Genomic DNA, 19833 nt, shown 5'->3' on the forward strand with positions numbered 1-19833 from the left:
CAATAATCGTTTCGGTTGCTGTGATTTCGGTAATCACCGCTTGTAATTCAGCATCAATCTCAATCGAGGCTGTGCTGTAGTTGTTGGTCAATCTTTCTTCCGAAAGCTTTTTGAAATTCAGGTCTGCTTTTTCTTTTGCAGCCCAAGCCAATAATAAATCACAGTCGGCTACCGTTGTGATTTTACTTGTTGAATACGACATAAAAAATTGTTTTAAGGTTACTAATACTCTATCAACGCCGCCTTTTTTCGGTTTAGTGTCCTTTAATAAAAATTTAGGATTTTATTTACATTTTTTTAAGTAAATGGATGGAATCTAACTGGCTTGTAATTATTTCTAATTTCATTTTTTGTATCGTTTGGTTGACCAGACCATTTTGTTCTATTCCTTTTATAGCTTGTTGCAACAAAACTTCCGCCAATGCTGTTTTACTATTTTGCAAATGCTGTGCAAATGAATACAACTGTACATTTTGCTTGTATTTTTTTTGAATGCGCTCCAGCAGTCGTTGTTCTTTTAATTTTTTGTACTCTAATTCGTTGATTTGAAAATCCAGAAATGTTTTTAATTTCACCTCTTGAGCTTTTTGTAATTCGCTTTCGGCTTCCGCAGTACTTTCATTTCGTTGCAGTAACAAAGCGATATCAGCAAGTTTTACCAATGAGGCTGTGGGTAATTCGCGTTTGCCCGACTCATACATCGAAAGTTGACTTTTCGCCACGGCTAAATATATTGCCATCATTTCTTGGGAAAGCCCCAGCTGATTTCTAAAAGATACTGTAAGTTTCATCCGTGCCTATTTTTTTATAAATTATTTTTTGCACACAAAGTTGTGCTTATTTTTTCAAAAAATAAAATTTGCACACAAGTTTGTGACAAATTTTATTAAAATATTTTTTTTGACACAAAACGTTGATGTTGCTTTCATCATTCATAAAATGTGAGAAAAAAAAAAACCACTCGTTTTCACGAATGGTCTTCAATTATATAAAATAATTTTTACTTTACACTTGCTTCACTATCGGCTTCAATTCTTGAGGTTTCATAACCTCCAAAATCTTTTAAATACGTTTTTACCGATGTACCATAATTATCCTTACATTTTCGTTGCCCGTTTGTTTTCAAAAAACGTTTTACGGAACCTGCTCCGCCAAGATGGGCTGCAGCTAATATTCCAGATTCAGTAATTCGAACTCCATCGATTATTTTTCCTTCGTATTTTTCGATAACCTTCCTTAACTCCCACTTATTTTTGGACAATAATGCAACAAAAGCTTTTTCTTGCATTTGCGGATTGTTCAAAAAGGCTTGGCTGTTATGCACACCAACAGTTTTTAGGGTTGTTACACCAAACTGGTATTTACCTAAGTATCCAAGAGAATTTATTTTTTTATATTTTCCTTGAGATTCTTTAAAACCAATGGCTTCTTTGTAACCAATGAAATATTTTCCGGTAAAAGGCATGTTGGAATTAGGGTAATCGTTTTGTTCTAAAGATGGAAATAAGTAGTGTGTTCCATCGGCTTTATCAATAAGAAACCATTTGTGAGTGTCTAGATCGAAAGGTTTAAAACCTGAGCTTAAAAAAGCTATAATAATAGTCAAACAAGTATAAAAAGACCATTTGTTTATCATAAATTGTTTTTCTTCAAAACGCTGTCCCGTTAAGAAATTTCTGCGTGCAAAGATACAATAAATTTTATAAAACTGAATATCAATACGTTAAACTTATCTAAAAGTACAATGCATGAAACTTGAATCCGCTGTGAGCCGAGTATTCAATCGATGGCGCTGGGATTTTAACGGTATTGAAAACGGAGAAAATAGTCTTCAAAAAATGTGATTTTGTCTCTATTTTAGTCAAATCAACATCAACACTCAAGTAAAATTGTCTAAATCGAGCTAAATTTGGAACTAAAACTAGTGGATTTTTTTTATGATTTCTGGATAACATTCCTTCACCACCATAACCTATTGCCAGATTGAGCCATTTGGGAATTTTTGACGCTTTAAAAAAAGAATGTAAATTAGCCGAAAGCCAATACGTTTGTCCGTTATAATCTTTTAAAATTTGTTCGGTTAAAGTGCTTCCCAATACATCAGGTCTGTACTTTGGATATTGCGTTTTATGAAAAGAAAATTTGGGCGTAATACGTTGTTCTTTCCAAATTAATTCTTGAGAAATAAACAACGCAGTTCCAGATGCATTCGCAATAACATCACCCATTGATGCTCCCCATTCTGACGAAAAACCATCCATAACCTCAACGGCTGTAAGCAATACAGAACCTAATCCTGCGCCATAAATGAGTTGATTTTTCTTGCTTGAACCACTCCATTGTAACATTTCTGAGCCAAATCTTCCTAAATGATACGAAGAATAAAGATGTCCTACTTTATCCATTTGAAGCCACTCCGAATTATCGTTTATAAAATGAAAATCAGATTTAGGATAATCAGCGTACCAAACTTGGTTTAACCCAACTAATAACCCTGAAGCTAAAACTGCTTCGGAAAGAATTATAGTGTTTTGCCTATTTTTATTTAAAGAATCAGCCGGTTTGAAGAAATTGTCAACTGAATTTTGTGCAAAAACACTTTGGAAAAACACCAAAAATAATAGGCACCAATTTTTTCTATATTTCAAAACTATCTCTTTACACCTTGACTAATTATCCAATCAGAGTATTTCTTGGCATTGACATTATGCTCAGGCAAAGTTGCAGCAAATTCATGATAACCGAAACGAGTTACACTGGCGCAGAAATAGATAAAATCATTTTTTTCTGGATTCAAAACTGCTTCGAGTGCTGTAATGTCTGGCATGGCAATTGGACCTGGAGGAAGACCAATTACTTTATAAGTATTATAAGGTGAGGTCAAAAACAAATCGTTATAAAAAACTCTTTTTATAACTTGTTTAAAATCATTAGATTTCTTTTTAATGGCAAAAATAACTGTTGGATCAGCTTGTAATGGCATTCCTAATTTCAATCGGTTCAAATAAACACCTGCGATTCTAGGTCTTTCGTCTTTTTTAACTGATTCTTTATGAACAATTGATGCTAAAATTGTAGCTTCAATTGGTGTTAATCCTTGCTTAACCGCTTTATCGGTTCGTTCTTTGTTCCAAAAATTGCGGTGTTCTTTTATCATTTTATCACGAAATTTCACAGCCGAAGTGTTCCAATAAATTTCGTATGTATTAGGAATAAACATCGTCAAGATATTTTCGTCTGTAAAACCATTCTCGTTCAAGAAAACAGAATCTTTGAACGAAGTCAACAAAGACAAACTATCCGCTTCTATTTGTGAGCCTACTCTTCCCGCAAAATCCTCTAATCGTTCTTGATTATTGAATGCCAAGTTCACAGGAATATTGCTTCTTAATGTTTTTACTAACTCATAACTATTCATGCCATTGGTAAACAAGAATCGCCCCGATTTTATATTTTCTGAATAACTACTTTGATTGGCAACCATTCCAAAACCATTCATGTTTTTGACATAAGGTTCAATTATTTTTTTGACCTCTTCATAATTGGCACCAGTTGGTACATAAATGTATAATTCACTTTCGGTAAATTTTGTATTTTTTGAAAAAATTTGATTTGCCAAAATAAATCCATAAATCAGCAATGCTGACATTAAACCTACTGATGCGATTGTTATTATTCTCTTTGTCGTCAAAGCTAAAATTTTAAAAATTGATTATTGCTCTATGATTGTCCACTAGCGGACAAAATTTATTTTTTTGATATTAATTGAAAAATAGCTTCGTCATTATAAACTCCGTTGACTAAATTCCAATCTTTTTTTGTGCCTATTTTTTGAAAACCAAATTTAGAAAAAAGAGCTATACTTACAACATTTTCGGTGCTAATATTTGCATACAATTGATGCAAATTAAGATTATAAAATGCATAGTGAATTAAAAGCTCGAGAGCTTCTGAGCCTATTTTCTGGTTTCGATTTTCGTTTCCTTGAATTACGATGCCAACTCCAGCTCTATTATTCTTGGGGTCAAAATCAAACAAATCGATTAATCCCAAAGCTGGAAAATCCTGGTCTCTGCAAATTGCTAATCTTAATTGCTTGGCTTCATAGATATCTTGATGCGCATTTTCGAGGTATTGTTTTACTAAAAACCTACTGTAAGGCGTTTGTGTGTTACTGACTTCCCAAATGCTTTGATCGTTTTCCATAGCATAAACAAACTCCAAATCATTGGTTTCTAGTGCACGGAGGTAAATATTGTCGCCTTTGAGTGTTATCATTTTGAGAAGTTAGAGGTTAGAAGTTAGAAGTTAGAGGTTTTGGCTAAACATCAATCTCTCCTTTAAAAACAAATTCTGCTGGACCTTTTAAGAAAACATTGGTAAACTGTCCGTCTTTTTTATCAAATGAGACTTCAAGTTTTCCTCCTTCTACATTTATATGTATAGAAGTCGAGTTGGTTTTTCCAATAACATTCATTGCTATGGCAACGGCAGTTGCGCCAGTTCCACAGGAAAGTGTTTCATCTTCAACTCCGCGTTCATAAGTGCGAATTGAAAAAGTATTGGCGTCTATTTGATTTACAAAATTCACGTTACTTCCTGCTGCACCATATAACGCTCCGTATCTTATTTTTGCACCGTTTTCTTTGATATTATAATTTTTCAAGTCATTAACTATTTCTACATGATGCGGCGAACCCGTGTTCAGAAAGACATAATCTGGTGTGATTTTTATATCAGTAACATCAATCATTTGGAGCGAAACTAATCCATTTTCAGCAATAGTTGCGTGATGCAAACCATCGGTAGCAATAAAGGTACAGCTGTTGTTGATAACGTTCCGCTTTTTGGCGAAAGCCACTAAACAACGACCACCATTGCCACACATAGAGCTTTGATTTCCGTCGGAATTAAAATAAATCATTCTGAAATCAGTGTCAACATCATTTTCTAATAAAATAAGTCCGTCACCACCTATTCCAAAACGCCTGTTGCATAAATGTTCAATGAGTTTTGTGTTTTCTTTTGGGAAAAAATTAGAACGATTGTCGATCATAACAAAATCGTTTCCTGTTCCTTGATATTTATAAAATTCTATTTGCATTATTCTAAATTGATTCACACAAAAGTACAACTATTAATGAAATGTTAATCATTGTTAAACGAGCGTTAAACTATTTTTTTTGAAATATCAAAATTTATAATTTTACGATATAACAATTTAAAATGACTCAATCATGAAAAAATTCTCAAATCTATTTTTGGTATCATTACTTAGCGGAGCAACCACACTTGGCGCATACAAGTTATTGTTTGAAAACAATGGTTTTTTTTCCAAAAATAAAAATTCAATAGTTACAACTGCACCAAGTTTTTATGAAAAAAATGTGGGGCTATCAGCCGATGCCATTGATTTCACTGAAGCCGCAGACAAAACGATTCATACGGTAGTTCACGTAAAAAATGTGTCCTCGAGAATATTAAACAACCCTTTACTTAACTATTTTTATGGCTCTGGTGGACAGCAACAACAAGAGCAAATTGGCACAGGTTCAGGCGTAATTATTTCCGAAGATGGTTATATAGTTACTAATAATCATGTAATTAAAGATGCTTCGCAAATAGAAATCACTTTGAACAATAGGAAATCCTTTACAGCAAAAGTTATTGGAACCGATTCTAAAATGGATATTGCATTGTTAAAAATTAATTCAGATGAAAAATTACCTTATACTGTTTTTGCTAATTCGGATTCGGTTAAAATTGGAGAATGGGTTCTTGCTGTGGGAAATCCATACAATTTAACATCAACAGTAACTGCAGGAATTATTTCTGCCAAATCAAGGAATCTTGACGCTAGCGGAATTCAATCTTTTATTCAAACTGATGCCGCTGTAAATCCAGGAAATAGCGGTGGCGCATTAGTAAATACTAAGGGTGAATTAATAGGAATCAACACCATGATATCTTCGCAAACTGGTTCTTATGTAGGCTATTCGTTTGCAGTACCGTCTAATAATGCTAGAAAAATAATTGAAGATTTAATGGAATTTGGAAATGTACAAAGAGGAATTCTAGGTGTCGAAGGTGGAGAATTGAACGCCATGGCTTCAAAGGAATTAGGCATTGCACAAACGCAAGGTTTTTATATCAATAAAGTTACCAAGAATACAGGAGCAGATAAATCAGGACTTCAAAAAGGGGATGTTATTGTAAAACTTGACGATCAAAACATTGATTCTTTTGCTGAGTTATCCGGATATATTAATACCAAAAGACCAAATGACAAAGTTCAAGTCACTTTTATTCGAAATGGTGAAAAAAATATTGTACCTGTAATTTTGAGCAAAAATGAATTTTTTAGCACTGAATATAAAGGAATTGAATTAGCAAATATTAATCAAAACGATAAGAAAAAATATAATATTGAATATGGAGTAAAAATCAAAGAACTCAATAACGAAAAATTAAACGATTATTATAATGATTTGAAAGGCGGTATTATTCTAAAAATAGGAAACACAAAAGCTACTGATGTGGAATCTGTTTCGAAAATACTTTCGAAAATTGATGAAAACCAAAATATTCAGCTCGAAATGATTACCACATCTGGTCAAATTGTTCGTTTGATTCTGTAACTAAACTTAAATTTCGCGTCTAAAAGTCATCTTTTTCAAAGATGGCTTTTTTTTATAAAAAATAATTACGCAATCGTTTTCGTAAAACATTTAAAAAAGGTACTTTTGCGCCAAATTTATAAAACCTAACTCCATACTTTTCAAATTTTCAATATGAATAACACCGCATTATACGAAAAAGAAGTTTCCGCACAAGCAGACAGGAGACGAGCAGCTGTAGAACTCATCAAAATCATAAGTGATTTATGGTATGACAAATCTATTGAACTGGTTTTGTTTAGAAATCAATTGATTGACCGCAATGTTAGTGACATCATTAATTTGCATGAATATGCTGGAGAATTTGTTGGAAAACCAATTGCTGTTTTTGATACTTTAGAAATTGCAAAAACTATTTTAACACTAGATTTACCACCTTCTAAACTTGATATTGGGAAACTTACTTATGAGTTTAACTCCGGAGATGATCAGTACAATTCAACTCATTCATTTGTTGTTGACAAATTAAAAAACGCCAAAAACTCCGAAGAGATTCTGCCAAAAGATGTTGTTCTATATGGTTTTGGTAGAATTGGACGATTGCTAGCTAGAGAATTAATGTCAAAAACGGGCAAAGGTGATCAATTGCGATTAAGAGCTATTGTAACTCGTGATAAAAACGATGCTACTTCACTCGAAAAAAGAGCTTCTCTTTTGCGTTATGATTCGATACATGGCGATTTTCATGGTTCGGTAATTGCAGATGCACAAAATAATGCTTTGATTATTAACGGAACTACGGTACATATTATCACAGCAAATAGTCCAGAAGAAATTGACTATACAAAGTTTGATATTGACAATGCATTGATTATTGATAATACTGGTGCATTTACAACTCAAGAAGCATTGGCACGACATTTAACTTCAAAAGGTGCGCATAAAGTATTGTTGACTGCACCAGGAAAAGGTGTGCCCAATATCGTTCATGGTGTGAATCATAATGAATACGATCCTGATGAAGTATCTATTTTCTCTGCAGCTTCATGCACTACAAATGCAATTACTCCAATACTTAAAGCTGTTGAAGATACACTTGGAGTTGTAAAAGGACATTTAGAAACCATACATGCTTATACAAACGACCAAAATTTAGTTGACAATATGCATAAAAAATACCGTCGTGGTCGTGCTGCCGCTTTGAATATGGTCATTACCGAAACTGGTGCCGGAACTGCAGTTTCAAAAGCTATTCCAAGTCTAACCGGAAAACTGACCTCAAATGCCATTCGAGTTCCTGTGCCAAATGGTTCGCTGGTGGTATTAAACCTTGAAGTTTTCAAAGAAACATCGGTAGGAGCAATAAATGCCATTATGAAAAAATATGCCTTGGAAGGGGAATTAGTTGAGCAAATTAAATATTCGCTGAATAACGAGTTGGTTTCTTCGGATATTATTGGGACTTCTGCTCCAGCAATTTATGACAGTAATGCTACTATCGTTTCGAGTGACGGAAAAAATATTGTATTATATGTTTGGTACGATAACGAATACGGTTACAGTCACCAAGTCATACGATTAGCCAAGTATATTGCAAAAGTGAGAAGGTTTACTTATTATTAGAAGTTTATTAATTCAAAAAAAATCCGTTTCAGTCTATTTGAAACGGATTTTTTGTATTCTGATATCTGTAAATTACTCTTTTGGTTTTGTCAAGTAATATATTGGAATACCAATTAGCATTATAAAAACACCCCAACCACAAGTACTCGTTTTTGTAATTAACAACGTTATACAAATAATTGTAGAAATCACTATAAACAACATGGGCAAAAATGGATATCCAAAAGCTTTATAAGGTCGTTCTGCATTTGGCATTTTTTTACGTAGAATAAAAATTCCGTAAATGGTAAGGATGTAAAATATTAAGACAATAATAACTACAAAGTCTAATAGCGCACCATATTTTCCTGTCAAACACAACGCCGAAGCCCAAACACACTGTGCCCACAAAGCCCATTCTGGAACACTTGCCTGATTTAAATTAGCTGCTTTTTTGAAAAACAAACCGTCTTTTGCCATGGTGTAATACACTCTCGCACCAGCCATAATCAATCCGTTATTACAGGCGAAAGTCGAAATCATAATCATTAACGCAATAATTAAAGTTCCGATATCTCCAAAAATATATTGTGATGCCACAACACCAACTCGATCTGATTTTGCCGTTGCAATTTCTTGCAAAGGAATTACAGCTAAGTACATAATATTCGCCAAGGTATAAATAACACCCACAATCAATGTTCCAAGAAAAAGGCTCAAACCTACATTGCGTTTTGGATTTTTAATTTCCTCTGCAATAAAAGTAACACCTTCCCAAGCCACACTCGAAAATTGAGAACCCACAAAAGCAGCTACAAATGCAGATAATAATGCTGTACCACTAATAGGAAGCCAAGAACCACTTGTAGTATCCAGTGATTTTGAAACCCAAGCATCAGCCCAATTGGCGTTCCAAATTTCGGCTTTTGCAGCAAGTATAAATCCAAAAATAATTAATCCTAGCAATGACGAAATTTTAATAACCGTAAGAACTGTTTGCAAAATCTTACTGTTTTTCACACCACGACTGTTGATGTACGTTAATAAAATTATGGTAATAATAGAAACGATTTGTGCCGCATTTAGTTTAAAATCACTTATTTCAAAAAGAATATTTTCATCGCTAAAAGGCGGAAAAATATAAGCCGCAAATTTCGAAAAAGCCACACCAACTGCGGCAATTGTACCCGTTTGAATCACCGCAAAAAAGCTCCAACCGTAGAGAAAACCAATTAATTTTCCGTAAGCTTCTTTTATATACACATACTGTCCGCCCGCTTTTGGAAACATGGCACTCAACTCGCCATAACTCACCGCTGCAACAATGGTTAACAATGCCGTAAGAACCCAAATTGCAATAAGCCAACCTGCAGAACCTACTTGACGAACCATGTCAGAGCTTACTATAAATATCCCCGAACCAATCATAGAACCTACGACAAGCATCGTTCCGTCTAGTAATCCGAGTTCTCTCTTAAAATCTTCTTGATTGTTGTCTTCCATTATATTTGGTTTAGTTTTGCTAAAGATATAAAAAATAAAAATAGAACAACTCTTTTTTCATAAAAAAAGGATGCTCAAAAGAACATCCTAATTATTATTTTAATGAAAAAATTAAATTACGCTTTTCCAGCAGCAATTAAGTTTAAGGCAGAACCCGCTACAAACCAACCTATTTGGCTATCGTTGTAAGTATGATTTGCCAAAATTGTGTCTTTAGAACCATCGGCATGAACAAACTCTAAGGTTAATGGTTTTCCTGGAGCAAAATCAACTAAATCAGTAAAGTTAATCGTGTCATCTTCTTGAATTTTGTCATAATCCGCTTCGTTTGCAAAAGTAAGTCCTAACATTCCTTGTTTTTTAAGGTTGGTCTCGTGAATACGAGCAAACGATTTAACCAAAACTGCTTTTACACCTAAAAATCTTGGTTCCATTGCAGCGTGTTCTCTCGAAGAACCTTCTCCGTAATTGTGATCACCCACAACAACCGAAGAAATTCCAGCCGCTTTGTATGCTCTTGCAACTGCAGGAACGGTGTCATAATTTCCAGTCAATTGGTTTTTAACTTTATTAGCTTCTTTATTGAAAGCATTTTCGGCACCAATCAACATATTATTCGAAATATTATCTAAATGACCACGGAAACGCAACCATGGTCCAGCCATAGAAATATGATCGGTGGTACATTTTCCGAAAGCTTTGATTAATAATTTAGCGCCTTCAATATTTTTTCCGTCCCAAGCTGAGAATGGAGCCAATAGTTGTAATCTATCCGATGTTTCAGAAACAGCTACTTGCACATTACTACCATCTGCTGCTGGTGCTTGAAAACCTGCATCTTCAACATCAAATCCTTTAGATGGTAATTCGTCTCCTTTTGGAGGTAATAATTTTACCATTTCACCATTATCATTCAATAATGTATCCGTTAATGGATTGAAATCCAATCGTCCTGAAATAGCTAATGCTGCTACCATTTCTGGCGAGGTTACAAAAGCATGTGTGTTTGGATTACCGTCAGCCCTTTTAGAAAAATTACGATTAAACGAGTGAACGATTGTATTTTTTTCTTGTTTGTCTGCTCCAGCTCTGTCCCATTGTCCGATACATGGACCACAAGCATTTGTAAATACTTTGGTTCCCATTTTTTCGAAAGTTGCGATGATTCCATCTCTTTCGATTGTATAACGAATTTGTTCTGAACCAGGATTGATTCCGAATTCAGCTTTTGGAGAAATTCCGTGCGCCACGGCTTGCTCTACAATAGAAGCAGCACGTGACATATCTTCGTAAGAAGAGTTCGTACAAGAACCTATTAATCCCCATTCTATTTTTATTGGCCAACCGTTTGCGGCAGCTTCTTCTTTCATTTTAGAAACCGGTGTTCCTCTATCTGGCGTAAATGGTCCGTTGATGTATGGTTCCAATTCCGAAAGATTTATTTCAATTAATTGATCGAAATATTGCTCAGGATTTGCATAAACTTCGCTATCTCCTGTTAAATAATCGGCAACTTTATCAGCGGCATTTACTACGTCTTGACGACCCGTTGCTACAAGATATCTTCTCATGGAATCATCGTAACCAAATGTTGAAGTTGTTGCCCCAATTTCGGCACCCATATTACAAATAGTACCTTTTCCAGTACATGACATATTGATTGCACCTTCGCCAAAATATTCGACAACAGCACCAGTTCCACCTTTTACAGTAAGAATATCTGCCACTCTTAGAATAACATCTTTTGGAGATGACCAACCGTTTAATTTTCCTGTTAGCTTTACTCCAATAAGTTTCGGAAATTTTAATTCCCAAGACATTCCAGACATTACATCTACTGCATCAGCACCACCAACTCCGATGGCTAACATTCCTAATCCACCTGCGTTTACAGTATGAGAATCGGTACCAATCATCATTCCGCCAGGAAATGCATAATTTTCTAAAACGATTTGATGAATAATTCCTGATCCTGGTTTCCAGAAACCAATTCCGTATTTATTTGAAACAGAAGAAAGAAAATCGAAAACTTCTTTAGATTGTGAATTGGCGAAAGCCAAATCTGTTTTTGCACCATCTTTTGCTTGAATTAAGTGATCACAATGTACTGTTGTAGGAACGGCAACTGTCTTTTTACCAGCATGCATAAATTGTAACAATGCCATTTGGGCAGTTGCGTCTTGACACGCCACTCTATCTGGAGCAAAATCTACATAATCTGTTCCTCTTGTAAAAACACTAGAAGGCGTTCCGTCCCAAAGGTGAGCATATAAAATCTTTTCGGTTAATGTAAGCGGACGACCAACTAACTCTCGTGCTTTATCAACACGAGAAGCCATATTTGCGTACATTTTTTCAATCATTTCAATATCAAAAGCCATAATGTCGGATTTATTTGGTGATTTGTTTGTTAATTAAAGTGTATCGTATTTATCTATTTTACTAAAATAATATAAATGAATTTTTTTGAATCACAAATTTAAGGATTTATGATGAGAATATGAAAAAAATAGCAACAGAGAGTTTTGATACTATTATTATTATCAAATATGAAGTATTAGAAGTGTTTATTGTGTTTATTTCAAAAAACCTATGCGTTATTGCGCAATTCTTAATATTGAGTTTAATTATTGTTAATATCGAATTTACGCAAATAAAAAAAGAGCCTCTATTCATATTTGAATAAAGGCTCTATATCATATAGTAAGATTACATACTAGATCAACTTATCAATAATCATTTCTTCGGTTATTCCATCTGCATCAGCTTTGTAGTTTTTTATAATTCTATGACGTAAAATTCCAGTTGCTACTGCTTTTACATCTTCAATATCTGGAGAGAATTTTCCGTTAAAAGCTGCGTTAGCTTTGGCTGCTAAAATTAAATTTTGTGATGCTCGTGGTCCTGCACCCCAATCAAGGTAATTTTTTACAAAATCGCTTGACAAAACATTATCAGGACGCGTTTTACTAACTAATGTTACAGCATATTCAATCACATTATCCGCGACAGGAATCCTACGAATTAAATGCTGAAAATCGATAATTTCTTGTGCGGTAAATAATGAATTAATAATTTGTTTTTGATCAGAAGTAGTTCTTTTTACAACTTGAACTTCTTCGTCAAAAGAAGGATAATCTAGTTTTATGGCAAACATAAAACGGTCTAATTGGGCTTCTGGCAAAGGATAGGTTCCTTCTTGTTCAATAGGATTTTGTGTTGCTAAAACAAAATAAGGCAGGTCTAATTTATAATTTTCCCCAGCAATTGTAACCGCACGTTCTTGCATTGCTTCAAGCAAAGCAGCTTGAGTTTTTGGTGGTGTTCTGTTAATTTCGTCAGCCAGAATAATATTGGAAAAAATGGGTCCTTTTATGAATTTGAACTGACGGTTTTCATCAAGAATTTCACTCCCTAAAATATCCGACGGCATCAAATCTGGGGTAAACTGAATACGTTTGAAATCTAGTCCTAAAGCCAGTGCAAGTGTATTTACCATCAGGGTTTTTGCCAAACCAGGAACACCTACTAATAGTGCGTGTCCTCCTGAAAAAATACAAAGCAAAATTTGATCAACAACTGCATCTTGACCCACAATAATTTTCCCAATTTCTGCCTTTAATTCGTTCCTTTTTTGAACCAAGTTATGTATTGCGGTAACATCTGACATTACGATTTTAGATTTTAGCCCTTCGACTGCGCTCAGGGTGACGATTTAATTAAGATTTTAGATTTTGAATCCGCAATCACTGAACACTCAAAACTGAATACTTGTCTGCCGACAGGCAGGCTGAACACTATTTCTTAAGCCAATTATTAGTAAAAGCACAATCTCTATATTCGCCAATAATTTTAATATAGGTTTCTTTTATTTTTTCATCAAACCATTTACCTATAGTTCTGATTTGTTTCTCTTTTAAAGCTAAATCTTTTATTTTGATATAATCCTTAGCATAATCTGCGGTGTGTTCTTCAATTCTATTGGTTACTGTGACTAATTTGTATTTTTTCTTACCCGATTGATCCTCATCAATAAGTGGTAATGAAACTTCTCCTTCTTTTAAATTTGAAACTTGGCTGTAAAAACTTGGATCCATTTTTGTCAATTCAAATTTTGTGTCTTGCGTTTTTGGATTTATTAAGACTCCACCATTTGCTTTTGTTTCTTTTTCATCAGATAACGTTCTGGCAGCTTCTGGAAAAGTAAGTTCCTTATCTTGAATTCTTTTTTTGATTAAAGTGATTGTTTCTTTGGCTTCTTTTAGAGATTCCTCAGTTATAGCAGGACTTAATAAAATGTGGCGCAGTTCTAATTCTTGTCCTTTTATTTTTTCGACAAAAATAATATGATAGCCAAAATCTGTTTCGAAAGGAGCTGATATTTCGCCTTCGGCTAGACTAAAAGCAACTTCTTTAAACTCTTTTACAAAAGGGGTTTTTCTATTCATTTTATAAAAACCGCCTGTTGCTCTAGAACCTGGATCTTGAGAATATAAAACCGCTTTTGTCGCAAAACTTGATCCTTCTTGAATTTCTTTTTTGAACTGGTTTAATTTATCAATTACTTTTTGCTTTTCTGCATCCGAAATTTTTGGCGTAATTACAATTTGCGCCACTTCGAGCTCAACTCCAAAAACGGGAAGCTCTTCAGTTGGTATCGTTTTAAAAAAATTACGAACTTCTTCGGGTGTTATTTCCACAGCATCTACAATTTTCTTTTGCATCTCTGAAGTCAATTTTTGTTCCTTTAATACATCAAACAAATAGGATCTAAAATCATCTTCGTTGTTTTTTTTATAATATTTAACCACTTTGTCCAAAGAGCCAAGACCTTCAACCATATAGCTCAATTTGTCTTCCATAACTGACTTCACTTCTGCATCGGTTACTTTTAAACTATCTTGAATCGCATGATGCGCGTATAATTTGTCTTCCATCAATTTTCCCAACATTTGACATCTTGTAATGTCTTTTATTGAACCACCAGATCCTGAAATTTCTAAATAGGATTTATCAATATCTGAATCCAAAATAATGTAATCCCCAACTTTTGCTATTACACCGTCAATTTTTTGTTTCTTGTTAGAATTAACTTTTTTAATAGTGTCAACAACACTTTCTTTAATTATTTCTTGTGCTAGAGTAATACCGCTTGAAAAGAGTAAAAGAAAAAAAGTAAGTGCAATTTTATTATTTATGAAACTCATTTGTTTTGTATTTAAAAGCATTATTTTAAAATTATATTTTATTAATATTCAAATTATCTTGAATCAAGTGTTGAATTCAAAAAATAATATCATTCTGATTATTTTTGGCCAAATATACGCTTTAAGAATCAAAGATTGTAACTGTAAAAATAACAATTCAATTATACAATACAAGTTTCCATAGGAGTATTAACATAAATTTATATGCCAATAAATGTAATCTTGAACTAACACAATTAAATTTGATATAATCCAAGTGATTACTAGATTACATAGGTCTATTTATTGATGTAAAAATTAGAAAAATAAAAAAGCCACTTAAATTAGCAGCTTTTTTCGAAATATTTTATTTAAAAATTTATTTTTTCAAGTTTTCAATAAATTGATCAAATAAGTAAGATGAATCGTGTGGTCCAGGACTTGCTTCTGGATGGTATTGAACCGAGAAACAATTTTTGTTTTTCATTCGCATTCCTGCAACAGTTCCATCATTTAGATGAAGATGCGTGATTTCCATATCAGGATTATTATCCAACTGTTCTTTGTTTACTGCAAATCCGTGATTTTGAGAAGTGATTTCGCCTTTTCCTGTAATTATATTTTTAACAGGATGGTTGATTCCTCTGTGTCCGTTGAACATTTTGTAAGTCGAAATCCCGTTTGCCAAAGCAATTACTTGGTGACCCAAACAAATTCCGAATAATGGTTTGTCATTAGATATAATTTCCTTTGCAACTTCGATTGCGCTGAAAAGTGGATCAGGATCACCCGGTCCGTTGGACAGGAAAAATCCATCAGGGTTGAATGCTGCCAATTCCGAATATTTTGAATCGAATGGAAATACTTTGATGTAACAATCTCTTTTGGCAAGGTTGCGAAGGATGTTTGTTTTTATTCCTAAATCCAAAGCTGCAATTTTATATGTTGCATTTTCATCGCCAAAGTAATAAGATTCCTTGGTCGAAACGTTAGAAGCTAATTCCAAACCTTTCATATCTGGGACTTTTGCTAATGCCGCTTTTAATTCTTCGATTGGTGTTCCATCGCTACAAATTACCGAGTTCATTGCTCCGTTGTCACGAATATAACTTACCAATCCTCGCGTGTCAACATCAGAGATACAGATTAGGTTTTGTTTTGTAAAATAATCTTCTAAACTACCTATTGCATCTTCTCTAGAATAATTGAAACTGAAATTTTTACAAACTAAACCTGCAATTTTGATACTGTCTGATTCAATTTCTTTGTTGTTTACTCCGTAGTTTCCAATGTGTGCATTGGTTGCTACCATTATTTGTCCAAAGTATGATGGATCTGTAAATATTTCTTGATAACCTGTCATTCCTGTATTAAAACATACTTCTCCAAAAGTAGTTCCTGAAATTCCGATGGATTTTCCGTGAAAAATAGTTCCGTCACTGAGTAGAAGTATAGCGCTTTGTCGAGTTGTGTATTTCATTCGTAGTTATATTATTTTAATGAGCTCATGGAACTCGCAAAGCTCGTTCCATTTGTATTAATTATTGTGCAAATTTAATTTATTTCTGTTATGAGAACTAGATTCTGGATAAGTTTTGCAAAATTATTTTGGACAAAAAAAAAGGACAAACTAATAAAAGTTTATCCTTAATTTTTTATAGAATGATTATTTTCATAACTAAACCTTATCTTCTGATGGAGTTTCATCAACAGAATCTTCGCTAGGAGCTTCATCGATAACTTCTTCTGAAGTTGCTTCAACTTCATCTACTGTTATTTCTTCTACTACTTCAACTGGCGCTACAACTTCAGCAACTGGTGCTTGTTCTGCAACTTCATCAGCTTTTTTAGCTTTTCCACCACGACGGCTTTTTGCTTTTTTAAGTTCTTTTTTACCACCATTATAAATTTCATTGAAATCTACTAGTTCGATCATTGCCATATCAGCATTATCTCCTAAACGATTTCCAACTTTAATGATACGTGTGTATCCACCTGGACGGTCACCCACTTTTGCGGCTACGTCTCTGAACAAGTCAGTTACAGCATATTTACTACGCAAGTAAGCAAAAACAATACGACGATTGTGAGTCGTATCATCTTTAGATTTTGTTATTAATGGCTCAACAAATTGTTTAAGCGCTTTTGCTTTAGCCACAGTGGTGTTAATACGTTTGTGCTCGATAAGAGAACAAGCCATATTAGCCAACATAGCTTTTCTATGTGGAGTCTGTCTGCTTAAGTGATTGTGTTTTTTTCCGTGTCTCATGACGTTTTTTATTAAACTTCATCTTGCTACAATCCACTTTGGAGAGCAAAATATGAAGTAATTTATTCTTTATCTAATTTGTATTTTGCTAAATCCATTCCGAAGTTTAAATTTTTAATTGCTACTAGTTCGTCTAGTTCAGTTAAAGATTTTTTTCCGAAATTACGGAATTTCATTAGGTCGTTTTTATTGAAAGATACTAAATCTCCAAGTGTGTCAACTTCTGCAGCTTTCAAACAGTTTAAAGCTCTTACGGATAAATCCATATCAACTAATTTTGTTTTAAGCAATTGTCTCATGTGCAAAGATTCTTCGTCATACGACTCAGTTTGCGCAATTTCGTCTGCTTCTAGGGTAATTCTTTCGTCAGAAAACAACATGAAATGGTGAATCAAAACTTTAGCAGCTTCGGTAAGTGCATCTTTTGGATTAATTGAACCATCCGTTTTTATTTCAAAAACTAATTTTTCATAATCTGTTTTTTGCTCTACACGAAAGTTTTCTATTGCGTACTTTACATTTTTTACAGGAGTAAAAATAGAGTCCGTAAATATAGTTCCAATTGCAGCATTTTGTTTCTTGTTCTCTTCAGCAGGAACATATCCTCTACCTTTTTCGATTGTTAAATCGAAATGAAGTTTGATTTTTGGATCTAAATTACAGATTACAAGTTCTGGATTCAAAACTTGAAAACCTGAAATAAATTTCTGAAAATCACCTGCTGTCAATTGATCCTTACCAGTTACTGCTATAGTAACTCCTTCGTTATCTATATCTTCAATTTGACGTTTGAAACGTACTTGTTTAAGATTTAGGATAATTTCAGTAACGTCTTCAACAACTCCAGGTATAGTAGAAAACTCATGTTCTACACCTTCTATACGAACTGATGTAATTGCATAACCTTCTAATGCTGAAAGCAAAACTCTTCTAAGTGCGTTACCTACTGTCAATCCGTAACCAGGTTCTAAAGGTCTAAATTCAAATTTGCCTTCAAAATCGGTTGAATCGATCATGATAACTTTATCGGGTTTCTGAAAATTAAATATTGCCATAAATTTCGACTAAGTCAATTATTATTTGTTGTACAACTCTACGATTAATTGTTCTTTGATATTTTCTGGAATTTGAAGTCTAGCAGGTACAGAAACGAAAGTACCTTCTTTTAAATCATTGTTCCAAGTAATCCATTCATATGCATGACTTGAATTAGATAAAGAACGCTCGATTGCTTCAATAGATTTAGATTTTTCACGAACAGCCACTTTATCACCGGGTTTAAGATGATAAGATGGAATATTAACATTTTCACCGTTAACAGTAACGTGACGATGAGAAACAATTTGACGAGCACCTCTTCTAGAAGGAGCAATGCCCATTCTAAAAACTACGTTGTCTAATCTTGCTTCACATAATTGTAATAAAACTTCACCTGTAACACCTTTAGTAGCAGATGCTTTTTCGAATAAATTTCTGAATTGTTTTTCTAAAATTCCATAAGAATATTTAGCTTTTTGCTTTTCCATTAGTTGAACAGCATACTCAGATTTTTTTCCTCTTTTTTTTGCCATCCCGTGTTGTCCAGGAGGATAATTTCTTTTTTCGAAAGCTTTGTCGTCTCCGAAGATTGCTTCGCCAAATTTACGAGCGATTCTTGTACTAGGACCAGTATATCTTGCCATTTTAAATTGTTTAAGATTGAGATTATGAATTCAGGTCTTATCCTTCGATAATCTATTTTCAATCTAGGTTATACTATAAATTATTTTGAGTATTAAACTCTACGTCTTTTAGGAGGACGACATCCATTGTGAGGCATAGGAGTAACGTCGATGATCTCGGTTACTTCTATTCCACCATTATGCAAAGAACGAATTGCAGACTCACGTCCGTTTCCTGGTCCTTTTACATATACTTTTACTTTTTTAAGTCCAGCTTCAAGAGCTACTTTACTACAATCTTCTGCTGCCATTTGGGCTGCGTATGGTGTATTCTTTTTAGAACCTCTAAAACCCATTTTACCAGCCGAAGACCATGAGATAACTTCACCTTTTTTGTTTGTTAACGAAATGATGATGTTATTAAAAGTAGCAGAAATATGAGCTTCTCCCGTTGATTCAACGATAACTTTACGTTTTTTTGCAGTTGCTTTAGCCATATTACTTATTATTTAGTTGCTTTTTTCTTATTGGCAACAGTTTTTCTCTTACCTTTTCTTGTTCTAGAATTATTCTTCGTTCTTTGCCCTCTTAATGGAAGACCAGATCTATGACGAATACCTCTGTAACATCCAATGTCCATTAAACGTTTGATGTTCAAAGAAACTTCTGAACGCAATTCTCCTTCAATTTTGAAAGTTGATACTGCTTCACGAATTGCTCCGATCTCATCATCATTCCAATCTTGAACTTTTTTGTCTTGGCTAACTTGAGCTTTTTCTAAAATCTCAATAGCTCTACTTTTTCCTAATCCGAAGATGTAGGTAAGTGCTATAACACCTCTCTTGTTTTTTGGGATATCTACCCCTGCTATTCTTGCCATAACTATCCTTGTCTTTGTTTAAATCTAGGATTCTTTTTGTTGATTACGTATAATCTGCCTTTTCTTCGTACAATTTTGCACTCGGCACTTCTTTTTTTAACTGATGCTCTTACTT

The 19833-nt window shown here is 33.9% G+C and carries 20 protein-coding genes; 2 read left to right on the forward strand and 18 right to left on the reverse strand.

Translation table 11 applies throughout. The annotated features are described in order from the left end of the window. The 7 genes from RMO53_RS10765 to dapF all read right to left on the reverse strand — a co-directional run. Positions 1-202: hypothetical protein (locus tag RMO53_RS10765; RefSeq protein WP_310380461.1), on the reverse strand; the 202-nt coding region annotated here is incomplete at its 3' end. A gap of 85 nt (positions 203-287) precedes the next feature. Next, a complete protein-coding gene (locus RMO53_RS10770; protein WP_310380463.1) occupies positions 288-791 on the reverse strand; it encodes a helix-turn-helix transcriptional regulator in 504 nt (167 codons plus the stop codon). 209 nt (positions 792-1000) lie between these two features. After that, the gene (locus tag RMO53_RS10775; RefSeq protein WP_310380465.1) at positions 1001-1636 is read right to left on the reverse strand and encodes a peptidoglycan-binding protein LysM; all 636 of its coding nucleotides are present in this window, start codon (positions 1634-1636) and stop codon (positions 1001-1003) included. A 97-nt stretch (positions 1637-1733) separates the two neighbouring features. Beyond that, entirely contained in the window at positions 1734-2648 is a 915-nt protein-coding gene (locus RMO53_RS10780; protein ID WP_310380467.1) for a DUF2279 domain-containing protein, read from the reverse strand. A gap of 2 nt (positions 2649-2650) precedes the next feature. Then, positions 2651-3691 (reverse strand): endolytic transglycosylase MltG, encoded by a 1041-nt coding sequence (mltG, locus tag RMO53_RS10785; protein ID WP_310380469.1) that lies wholly within the window; start codon positions 3689-3691, stop codon positions 2651-2653. A 56-nt stretch (positions 3692-3747) separates the two neighbouring features. Continuing rightward, a complete protein-coding gene (locus RMO53_RS10790) occupies positions 3748-4278 on the reverse strand; it encodes a GNAT family protein (protein WP_310380471.1) in 531 nt (176 codons plus the stop codon). 43 nt (positions 4279-4321) lie between these two features. Further along, positions 4322-5104: a diaminopimelate epimerase gene (gene dapF / locus RMO53_RS10795; protein WP_310380473.1), complete on the reverse strand. Its 783-nt coding sequence runs from the start codon at positions 5102-5104 to the stop codon at positions 4322-4324. A 133-nt stretch (positions 5105-5237) separates the two neighbouring features. On the opposite strand from dapF, the gene RMO53_RS10800 reads away from it, so the two are divergent. Together RMO53_RS10800 and RMO53_RS10805 are read left to right on the forward strand one after the other, a co-directional pair. Further along, a complete protein-coding gene (locus RMO53_RS10800; protein WP_310380474.1) occupies positions 5238-6638 on the forward strand; it encodes a trypsin-like peptidase domain-containing protein in 1401 nt (466 codons plus the stop codon). A 153-nt stretch (positions 6639-6791) separates the two neighbouring features. Next, positions 6792-8240: a glyceraldehyde-3-phosphate dehydrogenase gene (locus tag RMO53_RS10805; RefSeq protein WP_310380476.1), complete on the forward strand. Its 1449-nt coding sequence runs from the start codon at positions 6792-6794 to the stop codon at positions 8238-8240. Between the two features lie 72 nt (positions 8241-8312). Here RMO53_RS10805 and RMO53_RS10810 read toward each other — a convergent pair whose 3' ends face one another. The 11 genes from RMO53_RS10810 to rpmJ form a co-directional block, all read right to left on the reverse strand. Continuing rightward, complete coding sequence (locus RMO53_RS10810; protein ID WP_310380477.1) at positions 8313-9722, reverse strand: amino acid permease; 1410 nt, start codon at positions 9720-9722, stop codon at positions 8313-8315. Positions 9723-9838: 116 nt separating this feature from the next. After that, positions 9839-12103 (reverse strand): aconitate hydratase, encoded by a 2265-nt coding sequence (locus RMO53_RS10815; protein ID WP_310380480.1) that lies wholly within the window; start codon positions 12101-12103, stop codon positions 9839-9841. Positions 12104-12438: 335 nt separating this feature from the next. Further along, entirely contained in the window at positions 12439-13392 is a 954-nt protein-coding gene (locus tag RMO53_RS10820; RefSeq protein WP_310380482.1) for a MoxR family ATPase, read from the reverse strand. 127 nt (positions 13393-13519) lie between these two features. Continuing rightward, positions 13520-14950: a peptidylprolyl isomerase gene (locus RMO53_RS10825; protein ID WP_310380484.1), complete on the reverse strand. Its 1431-nt coding sequence runs from the start codon at positions 14948-14950 to the stop codon at positions 13520-13522. Positions 14951-15287: 337 nt separating this feature from the next. After that, positions 15288-16388, reverse strand: a complete 1101-nt coding sequence (carA, locus tag RMO53_RS10830) for a glutamine-hydrolyzing carbamoyl-phosphate synthase small subunit (protein ID WP_310380486.1) — start codon at positions 16386-16388, stop codon at positions 15288-15290. A 198-nt stretch (positions 16389-16586) separates the two neighbouring features. Further along, a complete protein-coding gene (gene rplQ, locus RMO53_RS10835; RefSeq protein ID WP_310380487.1) occupies positions 16587-17177 on the reverse strand; it encodes a 50S ribosomal protein L17 in 591 nt (196 codons plus the stop codon). Between the two features lie 62 nt (positions 17178-17239). Next, positions 17240-18232: a DNA-directed RNA polymerase subunit alpha gene (locus tag RMO53_RS10840; RefSeq protein WP_310380488.1), complete on the reverse strand. Its 993-nt coding sequence runs from the start codon at positions 18230-18232 to the stop codon at positions 17240-17242. A gap of 21 nt (positions 18233-18253) precedes the next feature. Continuing rightward, positions 18254-18859 (reverse strand): 30S ribosomal protein S4, encoded by a 606-nt coding sequence (rpsD, locus tag RMO53_RS10845; protein WP_310380489.1) that lies wholly within the window; start codon positions 18857-18859, stop codon positions 18254-18256. A 92-nt stretch (positions 18860-18951) separates the two neighbouring features. Then, entirely contained in the window at positions 18952-19335 is a 384-nt protein-coding gene (gene rpsK, locus RMO53_RS10850; RefSeq protein WP_024981527.1) for a 30S ribosomal protein S11, read from the reverse strand. A gap of 8 nt (positions 19336-19343) precedes the next feature. After that, positions 19344-19718 carry a 30S ribosomal protein S13 gene (rpsM, locus tag RMO53_RS10855; RefSeq protein WP_073018962.1) on the reverse strand — a complete coding sequence of 125 codons (375 nt, stop codon included), beginning with the start codon at positions 19716-19718 and terminating at the stop codon, positions 19344-19346. A gap of 2 nt (positions 19719-19720) precedes the next feature. Beyond that, on the reverse strand, positions 19721-19833 hold a 113-nt coding region (gene rpmJ, locus RMO53_RS10860), incomplete at its 5' end, for a 50S ribosomal protein L36 (protein ID WP_310380493.1).

This window comes from Flavobacterium sp. (assembly GCF_031409475.1).
Lineage (GTDB): Bacteria > Bacteroidota > Bacteroidia > Flavobacteriales > Flavobacteriaceae > Flavobacterium.